At 72.2% G+C, this 12,719-nt stretch carries 11 protein-coding genes; 7 read left to right on the top strand and 4 right to left on the bottom strand.

Annotated elements, in window-relative coordinates:
- Positions 1–37 precede the first annotated feature (37 nt).
- The 7 genes from kdpF to EV382_RS28175 all read left to right on the top strand — a co-directional run bounded on the left by kdpF (position 38) and on the right by EV382_RS28175 (position 9,035).
- Entirely contained in the window at positions 38–127 is a 90-nt protein-coding gene (gene kdpF, locus EV382_RS28145) for a K(+)-transporting ATPase subunit F (protein WP_036390805.1), read from the top strand.
- On the top strand, positions 127–1,782 hold the full coding sequence (kdpA, locus tag EV382_RS28150; RefSeq protein WP_130406774.1) for a potassium-transporting ATPase subunit KdpA: 1,656 nt from the start codon (positions 127–129) through the stop codon (positions 1,780–1,782). Before kdpF ends, kdpA begins: the two co-directional genes overlap by 1 nt.
- Before the next feature lie 20 nt (positions 1,783–1,802).
- Positions 1,803–3,998: a potassium-transporting ATPase subunit KdpB gene (gene kdpB, locus EV382_RS28155; protein ID WP_130406776.1), complete on the top strand. Its 2,196-nt coding sequence runs from the start codon at positions 1,803–1,805 to the stop codon at positions 3,996–3,998.
- Positions 3,998–4,879, top strand: a complete 882-nt coding sequence (locus tag EV382_RS28160; RefSeq protein WP_130406778.1) for a potassium-transporting ATPase subunit C — start codon at positions 3,998–4,000, stop codon at positions 4,877–4,879. Before kdpB ends, EV382_RS28160 begins: the two co-directional genes overlap by 1 nt.
- A gap of 95 nt (positions 4,880–4,974) precedes the next feature.
- Positions 4,975–7,524, top strand: a complete 2,550-nt coding sequence (locus EV382_RS28165) for a sensor histidine kinase (RefSeq protein ID WP_130406780.1) — start codon at positions 4,975–4,977, stop codon at positions 7,522–7,524.
- On the top strand, positions 7,521–8,201 hold the full coding sequence (locus tag EV382_RS28170) for a response regulator (protein WP_130406782.1): 681 nt from the start codon (positions 7,521–7,523) through the stop codon (positions 8,199–8,201). Before EV382_RS28165 ends, EV382_RS28170 begins: the two co-directional genes overlap by 4 nt.
- Positions 8,202–8,279: 78 nt before the next feature.
- Positions 8,280–9,035 (top strand): dienelactone hydrolase family protein, encoded by a 756-nt coding sequence (locus tag EV382_RS28175; protein WP_130406784.1) that lies wholly within the window; start codon positions 8,280–8,282, stop codon positions 9,033–9,035.
- Between the two features lie 20 nt (positions 9,036–9,055).
- Here EV382_RS28175 and EV382_RS28180 read toward each other — a convergent pair whose 3' ends face one another.
- The 4 genes from EV382_RS28180 to EV382_RS28195 all read right to left on the bottom strand — a co-directional run bounded on the left by EV382_RS28180 (position 9,056) and on the right by EV382_RS28195 (position 12,719).
- Entirely contained in the window at positions 9,056–10,159 is a 1,104-nt protein-coding gene (locus EV382_RS28180; RefSeq protein WP_130406786.1) for an L-dopachrome tautomerase-related protein, read from the bottom strand.
- 100 nt (positions 10,160–10,259) lie between these two features.
- Positions 10,260–11,141 carry an SMP-30/gluconolactonase/LRE family protein gene (locus tag EV382_RS28185; RefSeq protein ID WP_130406788.1) on the bottom strand — a complete coding sequence of 294 codons (882 nt, stop codon included), beginning with the start codon at positions 11,139–11,141 and terminating at the stop codon, positions 10,260–10,262.
- A 19-nt stretch (positions 11,142–11,160) separates the two neighbouring features.
- Positions 11,161–12,102, bottom strand: coding sequence for a sugar kinase (locus tag EV382_RS28190; RefSeq protein ID WP_130406790.1), 942 nt, complete (start codon positions 12,100–12,102; stop codon positions 11,161–11,163).
- Entirely contained in the window at positions 12,099–12,719 is a 621-nt protein-coding gene (locus tag EV382_RS28195; RefSeq protein ID WP_130406792.1) for a bifunctional 4-hydroxy-2-oxoglutarate aldolase/2-dehydro-3-deoxy-phosphogluconate aldolase, read from the bottom strand. The genes EV382_RS28190 and EV382_RS28195 overlap by 4 nt, the downstream gene beginning before the upstream one ends.

Raw genomic sequence — 12,719 nt, forward strand, 5'->3', positions numbered from 1 at the left:
CAGCGCTCGCCCTGGTGATCCGGGCGGTGGAGAAGCTGTGAACGCGGTCAACGCCGTCGGTCTGGTGCTCGCGATCGTCCTGGGCGCCTTCCTGGTGTTCGCCCTGTTGTTTCCGGAGCGTTTCTGATGACCATGACAACAGCGGGCGTCATCTTCGTGCTGACCCTGGTGGCGGCCCTCGTCGCCAGCTACAAGCCGTTCGGCGACTACATGTTCCGGGCGGTCGCCGGCACCAAGCAGTCGCGGGTCGAGCGGGGCATCTACCGACTGGTCGGGGTGAACCCGGCCGCCGAGCAGACCTGGGGCGTGTACGCCCGCAGCGTGCTGGCGTTCTCCGCGATCTCGATCCTGTTTCTGTACCTGTTCCAGCGGGTGCAGAACCACCTGTGGCTGTCGCTGGGGTTCGACCCGGTGGTGCCGCACGGCGCGTGGAACACTGCCGTCTCGTTCGTGACCAACACGAACTGGCAGTCGTACTCGGGTGAGTCGACGATGGGCCACCTGGTGCAGATGGCCGGCCTGGCGGTGCAGAACTTCGTCTCCGCGGCGGTCGGCATCGCGGTGGCGGTCGCGCTGGTACGCGGCTTCGCCCGCAGCCGCACCGGGCAGCTCGGCAACTTCTGGGTCGACCTGACCCGGATCGTGCTGCGGATCCTGCTGCCGATCGCGGTGCTCGGCGCCATCGTGCTGATGATCGGCGGGGCGGTGCAGAACCTCGACGGCGGCACCGACGTGAGCACGCTGACCGGCGGCACCCAGACCATCACCGGCGGCCCGGTGGCCAGCCAGGAGGTCATCAAGGAGCTGGGCACCAACGGTGGCGGCTTCTACAACGTCAACAGCGCCCACCCGTTCGAGAACCCGACCGCGTGGACGAACTGGCTGGAGATCTTCCTGATCCTGCTGATCCCGTTCAGCCTGCCCCGGGTGTTCGGCCGGATGGTCGGGCAGAACCGGCAGGGCTACGCCATCGCGGCGGTGATGGGCATCCTCGCGTTCGCCAGCGTGGTCATCACCAACGTCTTCGAGCTGACCGGCCACGGCACGGTGCCGCAGGCCGTCGGCGCGGCCCTGGAGGGCAAGGAGGTGCGGTTCGACGTGTCGAACTCGGCCACCTTCGCCGCCGCCACCACACTCACCTCCACCGGCGCGGTGAACTCGTTCCACGACTCGTTCACCTCGCTCGGCGGCATGATGACGATGGTCAACATGATGCTCGGCGAGGTCGCGCCGGGCGGCACCGGTTCCGGTCTCTACGGCCTGCTCATCCTCGCGGTGATCACGGTCTTCGTGGCCGGGCTGATGGTGGGCCGCACCCCGGAGTACCTGGGCAAGAAGATCGGGTCGCGCGAGATCAAGTTCGCCTCGCTCTACTTCCTGATCACGCCGATTCTGGTGCTCGTCGGCACGGCGGCGGCGTTCGCCACCGGCAACAACACCACGGCGCTCAACGTCGGCCCGCACGGCCTCTCCGAAGTGCTGTACGCGTTCACCTCGGCCAGCAACAACAACGGCTCCGCCTTCGGCGGCATCACCGTCAACACCACCTGGTGGGACACCGCGCTCGGGCTGTGCATGCTGCTGGGCCGGTTCCTGCCGCTCATCTTCGTGCTCGCGTTGGCCGGCTCGCTGGCCCGCCAGGCACCCACCCCCGCGTCCGAGGGCACCCTGCCGACCCACCGACCGCTGTTCATCGGCATGGTCGTCGGCGTCACCGTGGTCCTCGTCGCGCTGACCTTCCTGCCCGCGCTCGCGCTCGGCCCGCTGGCAGAAGGGCTCTGACCATCATGAGGAACGAGGACATGTCCGTCACGTCCGCCCCAACAGAGCAACTTCCCGGTACGCCCGCCACCCAGGGCAACCGGATCGGCGGGGGCCTGCTCGACCCCAAGCAGTTGATCCGGTCCCTGCCGGACGCGGTACGCAAGCTCAACCCCAGCACGCTGTGGCGCAACCCGGTGATGCTGATCGTGGAGGTCGGCGCGGCTTTCACCACCGTCCTGGCGGTGACCGATCCGTCGGTGTTCGCCTGGGCGATCACTATCTGGCTCTGGCTGACCGTGATCTTCGCGAACCTGGCCGAGGCGGTCGCCGAGGGTCGGGGCAAGGCCCAGGCGGCGACCCTGCGGCAGGCGAAGAAGGACACCATCGCCACCCGGCTGATCGACTGGAAGCCGGGCGCGCGGGCCAACACCTACCGCGACGAGGCGGTACCCGCGCCCGAGCTGCGGCAGGGCGACATCGTCCTGGTCGAGGCGGGCGGCATCATCCCCGGCGACGGCGACATCGTCGAGGGCATCGCCAGCGTCGACGAGTCGGCCATCACCGGTGAGTCGGCCCCGGTCATCCGGGAGTCCGGCGGCGACCGCAGCGCGGTCACCGGCGGCACCAAGGTGCTCTCCGACCAGATCATCGTGAAGATCACCCAGAAGCCGGGGGAGAGCTTCATCGACCGGATGATCGCCCTGGTCGAGGGCGCCAACCGGCAGAAGACCCCGAACGAGATCGCGCTGAACATCCTGCTCGCCGCGCTCACGATCATCTTCCTGCTGGCCGTGGTCACCCTCCAGCCCCTCGCCATCTTCTCCAAGGCGTACCAGGCGGCCGCACCGGACAGCGGGGCGATCACCGGCTCCGGTGTGACCGGTGTCGTGCTGATCTCGCTGCTGGTCTGCCTCATCCCCACCACCATCGGCGCGCTGCTCTCCGCCATCGGCATCGCCGGCATGGACCGCCTCGTCCAGCGCAACGTCCTGGCCATGAGCGGCCGGGCGGTCGAGGCGGCCGGCGACGTCAACACCCTGCTGCTGGACAAGACCGGCACCATCACGCTGGGCAACCGTCAGGCCGCCGAGTTCGTACCCGTCGAGGGGGTCGACGCGGCGACCGTGGCGGACGCCGCGCAGCTGTCCAGCCTGGCCGACGAGACCCCGGAGGGGCGCTCGGTGGTCGTCCTGGCGAAGAACGAGTTCGGGCTGCGCGAGCGCGAGCCCGGCGTGATGCCGCACGCCACCTTCGTACCGTTCACCGCGCAGACCCGGATGAGCGGCGTCGACCTCACCCCGGACGCCGGCGTGGACGGCGGCGCGGTGGGCGCGGCCCGCCGGGTCCGCAAGGGCGCCGCCGCCGCGGTCATGAAGTGGGTACGGGAGAACGGCGGCCACCCGACCGAGCAGGTCGGCGAGATCGTGGACGCGATCAGCGGTACCGGTGGCACCCCGCTGGTCGTCGCCGAGCACGTGGACGGTGAACCCGCTCGCGCGCTGGGCGTCATCCACCTCAAGGACGTGGTCAAGTCCGGCATGCGGGAGCGGTTCGACGAGATGCGCCGGATGGGCATCCGGACCGTGATGATCACCGGGGACAACCCGCGTACCGCGAAGGCGATCGCCGACGAGGCCGGGGTGGACGACTTCCTGGCCGAGGCCACGCCGGAGGACAAGCTCGCGCTGATCAAGCGGGAGCAGGAGGGTGGCCGGCTGGTCGCGATGACCGGTGACGGCACCAACGACGCGCCAGCACTCGCGCAGGCCGACGTCGGGGTGGCGATGAACACCGGCACGTCGGCCGCCAAGGAGGCCGGCAACATGGTCGACCTCGACTCCGACCCGACCAAGCTGATCGAGATCGTGGAAATCGGCAAGCAGTTGCTGATCACCCGTGGCGCGCTGACCACCTTCAGCATCGCCAACGACATCGCCAAGTACTTCGCGATCATCCCGGCCATGTTCGCCGGCCTCTACCCGAGCCTGGACGCGCTGAACATCATGCGGCTGTCCAGCCCGGAGTCGGCGATCCTGTCCGCGGTCATCTTCAACGCCTTGGTGATCATCGCGCTGATCCCGCTCGCCCTGCGCGGTGTGCGGTACCGGCCGAACGCCGCGTCGAAGCTGCTCAGCCGCAACCTGCTGGTGTACGGGCTGGGCGGCATCGTCGTGCCCTTCATCGGGATCAAAATCATCGACCTGCTCATCCAGTTCATTCCGGGGATTTCGTGATGCGCCTACCCACCTGGATCGCCCAACACCTCGCCGCTCTGCGCGCCGTGCTCGTGTTCACGATGCTGCTCGGGCTGGTCTACCCGCTGGCCCTGGTCGCGGTCGGTCAACTGCCCGGCCTCCACCACAAGGCCGACGGCTCGCTGATCACCTTGGGTGGGACGACGGTCGGCAGCTCGCTGATCGGCCAGTCCTTCACGGACGCGGACGGCAACCCCGTCGCCCGCTACTTCCAGTCCCGCCCGTCGGCCGCCGGTGACGGCTACGACCCGACCTCGACCTCGGCCAGCAACCTTGGCCCGGAGAGCGTGGTCGACACCATCGCCACCGACCCGGAGGAATCCAGCGAAAGCCTGCTCACCCAGGTCTGCGAACGCAGCAGGGCCGTCGGCGAGCTCAACGGCGTCGACGGTCGCCGCCCGTACTGCACCGACGACGGGGTGGGCGCCGTGCTCGCGGTCTTCCGCGCCGACGGTCTCACCGGCCCGGTCACCCGGGTGGTCAGCGTCAACCAGACCGCCCCGGCGACACCGTTCGTCTCCTCGTACGAGGGGGTGCCGGTGGAGCTGGCCAAGCCCGGCGAGGACTACGTGGCCGCCGGTGGGCTGGTCACCCCGATCCGGGGCGACGCGCCCGCCGACCCGGCCGTGCCCGCCGACGCGGTCACCGCCAGCGGCAGCGGCCTCGACCCACAGATCAGCCCGGCGTACGCCGAGTTGCAGGTCGATCGCGTCGCGCGGGAGCGCGGCGCGGACCCGGCGGCCGTCCGCAAACTGGTGGACGCGCACACCACCGGGCGGGCGCTCGGCTTCATGGGCGAGCCGGGGGTGAACGTGCTGGAGCTGAACATCGCACTGGACGAGCAGTTCCCGGCACGCTGAGCAGGCCCTGAGCACGACACCGGGCGAGACCGTTCCCCTCGAGCGGTCTCGCCCGGTCTCCCGCATCGGCGATCCCCACCAGGAAGGATGTTCCCGTGCCACGCGGAGAACTGCGCATCTATCTCGGGGCCGCTCCCGGCGTCGGCAAGACGTACGCCATGTTGGAGGAGGCCCAACGGCGGGCCGCGCGCGGCACCGACGTGGTGATCGGCTTTGTGGAGACCCACGGCCGCCCGCACACCGCGGCGATGCTCGGCGACCTGGAGCAGGTGCGTCGTCGGAGCATGGACTACCGCGGCGCGGAGTTCACCGAGATGGACCTGGACGCGGTGCTGGCCCGCCGGCCGCAGCTCGCGGTGGTCGACGAGCTGGCGCACAGCAACGTGCCTGGTTCCCGGCACGACAAGCGTTGGCAGGATGTCCAGGAGTTGCTCGACGCGGGCATCAACGTGCTGTCCACGGTCAACGTGCAGCACCTGGAGTCGGTCAACGACGTCGTCGCGCAGATCACCGGCACCACCCAGCGGGAGACCGTGCCGGACGAGATCGTCCGCGCCGCCGAGCAGGTCGAACTGGTCGACATGACCCCGGAGGCGCTGCGGCGGCGGATGGCGCACGGCAACATCTACCGCCCCGACAAGATCGACGCCGCGTTGGGCAACTACTTCCGGGTCGGCAACCTCACCGCGCTACGCGAGCTGGCGCTGCTCTGGCTCGCCGACAAGGTCGACGAGCAGCTCGACCGCTACCGCAGCCAGCAGGGGATCGCCGCCACCTGGGAGGCCCGGGAACGGGTCGTGGTCGCGCTGACCGGCGGCCCGGAGGGCGAGACGCTGATCCGCCGGGCGGCCCGGGTCGCGGCCCGCAGCAAGGGTGCCGACCTGCTCGCCGTGCACGTGGCCCGCAGCGACGGCCTGGCCGGCGCCGACCCGGCCCAGCTGGCCCGCCAGCGGGTGCTGGTGGAGAGCCTGGGCGGCACGTACCACCAGGTGCTCGGCACCGACGTGCCGGCCGCGCTGCTGGACTTCGCCCAGGGCGTGAACGCCACCCAGTTGGTGCTCGGGGCCAGCCGGCGGGGCCGCCTCGCGCAGATCTTCGCCCGGGGTGTCGGGGTGACCACCACCGCGCTGTCCGGCTCGATCGACGTGCACCTGGTCACCCACAAGCAGGCCGGCAAGGGCCGTCGGGCGGCGGCCGTCCCGGCGGCGCTGTCCCGCCGCCGCCGGCTGCTCGGCTTCGGCCTCGCGGCGCTGGGGATGCCGCTGCTCACCCTGCTGCTGAAGGCCATGCCCGACCTGACGTTGACCAACGACATCCTGCTGTTCCTCGCCGGGGTGGTGGGGGTGGCCCTGGTCGGCGGGGTGTGGCCGGCCCTGGTCGCCGCGCTCGGCGGTTCGCTGCTGCTCAACTGGTTCTTCACCCCGCCGTTTCGCACGTTGACCATCGCCAAGGCGGACAACCTGCTCGCCCTGGCCGTCTTCGTCGGGGTGGCGTTGGCGGTGAGCTGGATCGTCGACGTGGCCGCCCGGCGGACCCGGGAGGCCGCCCGGGCCGCCGCCGACGCGCAGACCCTCGCCGCCGTCGCCGGTGGTGTGCTGCGCGGCGAACGCCCGCTGCCCGCCCTGCTGGATCAGCTCCGGGAGACCTTCGGGCTGCGCGCGGTGAGCGTGCTGGAGTTGGCCGAGGAGGCCAGCGGGCGTCCGGCGCGCGCCCGCGAGGAGCACGCCTGGTGTGTCGTGGCCAGCGTCGGCGACCAGCCGGCCTGCACGCCCGACGGCGGCGAGACGGCGGTACCGGTCGACGACCGGATCACCGTGGTGCTCAGCGGCCGGCGGTTGGAGGCCGCCGACCGGCGGATCGTCGAGGCGTTCGCCGCCCAGGCCGCCGTCGCGCTGCGCCAGGAACGGCTCGCCGAGGAGGCCGCGACCGCCCGGCCCCTCGCCGCCGCCGACCGGATGCGCACCGCGCTGCTCGCGGCGGTCAGCCACGACCTGCGTACGCCGCTGGCGTCCGCCAAGGCGGCCGTGACCAGCCTGCGCAGCCACGACATCGAGTTCGACGAGTCCGACCGCGAGGAGTTGTTGGAGACCGCCGAGGAGTCGCTGGACCGCCTCGCCCGGCTGGTCGCCAATCTCCTGGACATGAGCCGGCTCCAGGCGGGCGTGCTGGGCATCTCGGCGACCGCGATCGGCCTGGAGGACGCCGTACCCCTGGCGTTGGACGAACTCGGTGCGGCGGCCGCGACCGTCGGCACGGACATCCCGGCCGACCTGCCGGCCGCGACCGCCGACCCGGGCCTGCTGGAACGGGTGCTGGTCAACATCATCGCCAACGCGCTACGCCACAGCCCGCCCGGTCAGCCGCCCAGGATCACCGCCAGCGCCCACGCCGGCCAGGTCGAGCTGCGGGTGATCGACCGGGGGCCGGGCATCCCGGAGGACCAGTGGGAGCACGTCTTCCTGCCGTTCCAACGCCTCGGTGACCGGGACAACCAGACCGGCGTCGGTCTCGGCCTTGCCCTGTCCCGGGGGCTGGCCGAGGCGATGGGTGGCAGCATCACCCCCGAGGCCACCCCCGGCGGTGGGCTCACCATGGTGCTGCGGCTGCCGGCCGCGCAGACCACCCCGGAAGGGCCGCAGGAATGACGCGCATCCTGGTCGTCGACGACGAACCGCAGATCCTGCGTGCCCTGCGCATCAACCTGCGGGCCCGCCGCTACGACGTGGACGTCGCCGGCACCGGGGCCGCCGCGTTGAAGGCCGCCGCCAGCCACCCGCCCGACCTGGTGGTGCTGGACCTCGGCCTGCCCGACATCGACGGCGTGGAGGTGATCCGGGGCCTGCGCGGGTGGACCAGCGTACCGATCATCGTGCTCTCCGGGAGGGCCGGCAGTGAGGACAAGGTCGCCGCGCTCGACGCCGGCGCGGACGACTACGTCACCAAACCGTTCGGGGTGGAGGAGCTGCTGGCCCGCATCCGCGCGGTGACCCGCCGCCTCGGCGCGTCCAACGAAGCGGTGCCGGCGCTGCGGATCGGTCGACACACCGTCGACCTGGCCGACCACCGCGTGCACCACGACGACGGCACCGAGGTCAAACTCACCCCCACCCAGTGGAGCGTGCTGGAGAAGCTGCTGCGGCACCCCGGCAAGCTGGTCAGCCAACGTCAGCTCCTCCAGGACGTGTGGGGGCCGGAATACCAGAACGAGACCAACTACCTGCGGCAGTACCTGGCCCAGCTGCGGCGCAAGCTGGAGGACGACCCGGCCCGCCCCCGGCACCTCATCACCGAGCCGGGAATGGGCTACCGCTACCGCCCCTGACCCTTGGTTGCCGCCCGGGCCTGCCGACCCGGCGGGTAGCGTCGTGAACGGACCATGATCGACGTACGAGGAGGCACAGTGCTGACGACGACGGTGGACATCCCGACCAGCGACGGAGTGGCGGACGCGAGCCTGACCCGGCCGGACGGGGACGGTCCGTTCCCGGCGGTGCTGCTCTTCATGGACGCCATCGGGCCGCGTCCGCGCCTGGTCGAGATGGCCGAGCGGATCGCCGCCCGGGGTTACCTCGTGCTGACGCCCCATCTGCTCTACCGGGGCGGCCGGGCACCGCTGTTCGACCTGTCCCGACTCGGTGAGGCCGACGGTCGCGCCGCACTCTTCGCGAAGGCCATGCCGTTGATCGGCGCGTTGACCGCGGACGTGATCAACCGGGACACCGCCGCGTACCTCGACTTCCTGGCCGCCCGCGACGACGTCCGGCCAGGCCCGGTCGCCATCACCGGATACTGCATGGGCGGCACCAACGCGCTGCGGGCCATCGAGGCGCACCCGGACCGCATCGCGGCGATCGCCAGCTTCCACGGCGGGCGGATCGTCACCGACGCGCCCGACAGCCCGCACCTGGGCGTCGCCTCGATCACCGGCGAGCTGTACTTCGGGCACGCCGACGCCGACCAGTCGATGACGCCCGAGCAGATCGCCACGCTGGAGAAGGCTCTCGACGCCGCCGGAGTGCGGTACCGCTCCGAGGTGTACGCCGGCGCCCACCATGGCTACACCATGAGCGACACCCCGGCGTACGACGAGCAGGCCACCGAGCGTCACTGGCGCGCGCTCTTCGACCTCCTGGACCGCGCCCTGCCCGTCGGCTGAGCGAGGGCGAGCGTCGGTGCTCAGCGGCGCAGCAGCACCGGCCCGGCGTCGATGCGGGTCCGGAACAACGCGTACGGCTTGCGCCGCAGGTCCTGGCCGCGCTGGTACTGCGGTTGCCGGTGCAGTTGGTTGGCGGTGACGTAGAGGTGCCCGTCGGCGGCCACCGACATGGTGTCTGGCCAGAGCAGTCGCGGGTCGTGCACCAGGGTCTCGTACTCGCCGTCCGGCAGTCGCCGCAGCACCGCGTTGTGCTCGTACGAGGTGAGGTAGAGCCGTCCCGCGTCGTCGCTCTCCAACCCGTCCGAGGCGGTGCCCTTGTCGCCCTCGTCGACCACTGTCGCGGCGACCGCCTCCTGGGTGACGCCCGGGTCGGCCAGCGCTTCGGTGGAGACGCTGTAAAGGCGCCGGGACGCCAACGGGCAGTAGTAGAGCCGGGTGCCGTCGGCGGAGATGGCGATGCCGTCGGAGCCCATCGCTACCGGCTTCGGCGGCCCGTCGGCCGGCCGTTCCAGGAACGGCCGGCCCTCGACAATCGGGCGGAACGACGTCAGCGGCTTCGCCTTGGTGGACGGGTGGTCGTGCAGCCGCCGCCAGGCGGCACCGCTGGCCAGGTCCACCACGATGATCCCGTTCGGCCCGGCGAACGCGGAGTCGGTGATGTACGCGACCCCCGACTCGCCCCGCCGCAGGTCGAAGCGGACGTCGTTGAGGTACGTCGTCGGCAGCGCCACGTCCGCCGGGAAGGTGATCACCTGGGCGACGGTGTCGGTCTCCAGGTCGACCCGGACCAGCTTCGGGCCGCCCGGCTTGGTGGGTTGCAACATCGGGCTGCCGGTGTCCAGCACCCAGAGCCGGTCGGCCGGGTCGACCACGATGCTCTGCACCGACACGAACGCGCCCGCGTCGTCGTCGCCGGACGGGTCGTTCCACGCCTGGTCCGGGTAGGGCACCTCCCGGCCGTCGCGCAGCTCGACGACGGTGGCCGGCACCTCGTCACCCCACTTGGGGAAGTTGACGAAGATCCGGCCCCGGTGCGAGACGCTCACCCCGGTCGGCATCGGGCCGGTGAAGGTGTGCACCAGCTCCAGTTCACCCATCGGCTCGTCGCCGACCGGCCCGTTCATGACGTCCGTCCCACGGTGTTCATCGGCTCGCTCCCTACCGGTCGGCTGGTACCGCGCTTCGGTGCGGTTGTTCCCGACCTGGCGTCCGATATGCCTCGGGTCAGCTCGCTGGCGCGGCGGCGTGCGCGGTGGGCAGGCCGGGCACCTGGACGTCCACGGCGAACAACGCGCCGTCCTGCGGACCGGGCGTGTCCAGCCCCACCCGGGCCGTGCCGATGAAGAGTCGGCGCAGGTCGGGGCCGCCCAGGCAGATGCCGGCCGGCTGCGTGGCAGGCAGCCGGATCTCCTGGTCGAGGGTGCCGTCGGGCCGGTAGCGGCGGACCGCGGAGCCACCCCACAGCGCGATCCAGAGGTGGCCGGCCGCGTCGAGCGTCATGCCGTCCGGGCCGCCGTCGGCGGGGGTCAGTCGCACGAACGGCTCCCGCCCGTGCAGGGCTCCGGTGGCGGGGTCGACGGTGAACCGGTCGATCTCGCCGCGGGGTGTGTCGGCCAGGTACATGGTGGTGCCGGTCGCGTCGAACGCCGGCCCGTTCGGGATGGTCAGCCCGGTCACCGCGGGGACCGGGTCGGCGCCCGGGGTGAGGCGGAACAGCGTGCCACCGCCGGGCACCATCGCGTACGTCATGCTGCCGGCCCAGAAGCGGCCGTGCGGGTCGGCGACCGCGTCGTTCAGCCGGGTCGGCTCGGGCGCGTCGGCGACCAGCTCGGCGACCGGTCGGGGGTCGCCGGTGGCGGGCAGCAGGGTGACGCCGGTCCCGGCGGCGGCCAGCCACTCGCCGGGCCGGTCGGCCACCGGGGCGACCGCGCCGAGCGGCCCGTCGAGGCGGCGCAGCTCCCGCAGCGGTGTCGGGGCGTCGCCGTCGGTCTCCCACAGTCGCCCGGCCAGCAGGTCGACGAGGACCAGCCGGTCGTCGACCCAGCGCAGGCCCTCACCCAACTCCAGCCGGTCGGTGCTCCAGACGGTCGGCTCGGTCAACTCCATGGTGCTCCTCCAAAGATCGTCAGCGGACCGTACCGCCGGGGCCGTGGTCGAGCAGCGCCAGCTCGGCCCGGTCGGGCAGACCCTCCCAGTCGCCCCGGGTGGCGACCGCGAACGCGCCGGTGGTGACGGCCCGGTCCAGGCGGGTCGGCGCGTCGAGGCCGTCGAGCCAGCCGGAGAGCAGCCCGGCCACGAAGGCGTCGCCCGCGCCGACGGTGTCCACCACCGACACCGTCCGGGCTGGACGGTGGGTCGTGCCGGTCGCGCTGTGGCTGGTCGCGCCACCGGCGCCGTGTTTGACCACGACCTCGGTGACGCCGGCCGAGAGTAGCGCCGAGGCCGGGTCGGCCGCGTCGGTCAGCACGGCCAACTCGTCGTCGGAGGCGACCACCAGGTCGATCGAGGGCAGCAGCGGGCGCAGCGCGGCGGCGGCCTGCGCCACCGACCAGAGGCGGTTGCGGTGGTTGACGTCCAGGCAGACAGTGGTGCCGGCCGTGCGGGCGCGCCGTACCGCCTCCACCACCGCCTGGTACGGCTCGACGCCGAGCGCGCAGGTGATGCCGGTGACGTGCAACAGCCGGGGTGCTGGCCCGGGCGTGTCGAAGGCGGGGGTCACGTCGGCCGGGCCCAGTCGGGATCCGGCCGAGCCGGCGCGGTGGTAGGTGACCCGGTTGATGTCGGCGACCCGGTTCTCGAAGAGGATCAGCCCGGTCGGAGCGGTCGCGTCGACCCGGGACCAGGTCAGGTCGACGCCCTCGGCGCGCAGCGTACGGCGGACCAGCTCACCGGGCTCGTCGGCGCCGGTCACTCCGACCCAGGCGGCCCGGTGGCCGAGCCGGGCCAGGCCGATCGCCACGTTCGACTCGGAACCGGCGACGGAGATCCCGGCGGTGCCGCCCAGCCGCAGTGGGCCGGTGGTGCGGAACGCCGCCATCGTCTCGCCGAGGGTGAGCAGGTCGGTCATGCCCGCACCGCCGCGAGGAAGGCGGCGACGCGGTCGCGCAACGCTGCCGTGTCGCCGCCTCGGACGGCGTCGCCGAGCAGTGGGGAGCCGACGCCGACCGCTGTCGCGCCCCGATCGAGGTAGCGCCGCGAGCCGTCCGCGTCGACCCCACCGACCGGCACGAACGCGGTGCCGGGGAACGGGTCGCGTAGCGCGCCGAGGTAGTCGGGCCCGCCGAGGGAGGCGGGGAAGAGTTTGATCGCGGCGGCCCCGCCGTCGTTGGCCTGCACGACCTCGGTGGGGGTGAGGGCGCCGGCGAGCACCGGCAGGCCGAGCCGGCCACCCTCGGCGAGGCTCGGTGCGATCGCCGGGGTGACCAGGAAACCGGCACCCGCGTCGGCCGCCGCGCGGGCGTCCTCGGCGCTGAGCACGGTGCCCGCGCCCAGGGCGAAGTCGGGCCCGATGGCGGCGCGGGCGCGGCGGAGAACGCCGAGCGCGTCGGCGCTGGTCAGCGAGACCTCGATCAGGGCGACGCCGCTCTCGGCCAGGGTGAGCACGGCGGTCAGCGCGGCGGCCGGGTCCGGGCCGCGCACGATGGCCAACAGTCGATGGGTACGCAGCTCGTCGAGCAGGTTCAT

Source organism: Micromonospora violae (genome assembly GCF_004217135.1).
Classification (GTDB): Bacteria; Actinomycetota; Actinomycetes; order Mycobacteriales; family Micromonosporaceae; genus Micromonospora; species Micromonospora violae.

Coding starts and splice junctions, on each gene's coding strand:
- kdpB (WP_130406776.1), top strand. CDS start 1,803: ATGTCCGTCACGTCCGCCCCAACAGAGCAACTTCCCGGTACGCCCGCC.
- EV382_RS28180 (WP_130406786.1), bottom strand. CDS start 10,159: ATGAACGGGCCGGTCGGCGACGAGCCGATGGGTGAACTGGAGCTGGTG.
- EV382_RS28190 (WP_130406790.1), bottom strand. CDS start 12,102: ATGACCGACCTGCTCACCCTCGGCGAGACGATGGCGGCGTTCCGCACC.
- EV382_RS28170 (WP_130406782.1), top strand. CDS start 7,521: ATGACGCGCATCCTGGTCGTCGACGACGAACCGCAGATCCTGCGTGCC.
- kdpA (WP_130406774.1), top strand. CDS start 127: ATGACCATGACAACAGCGGGCGTCATCTTCGTGCTGACCCTGGTGGCG.
- EV382_RS28185 (WP_130406788.1), bottom strand. CDS start 11,141: ATGGAGTTGACCGAGCCGACCGTCTGGAGCACCGACCGGCTGGAGTTG.
- EV382_RS28195 (WP_130406792.1), bottom strand. CDS start 12,719: ATGAACCTGCTCGACGAGCTGCGTACCCATCGACTGTTGGCCATCGTG.
- EV382_RS28160 (WP_130406778.1), top strand. CDS start 3,998: ATGCGCCTACCCACCTGGATCGCCCAACACCTCGCCGCTCTGCGCGCC.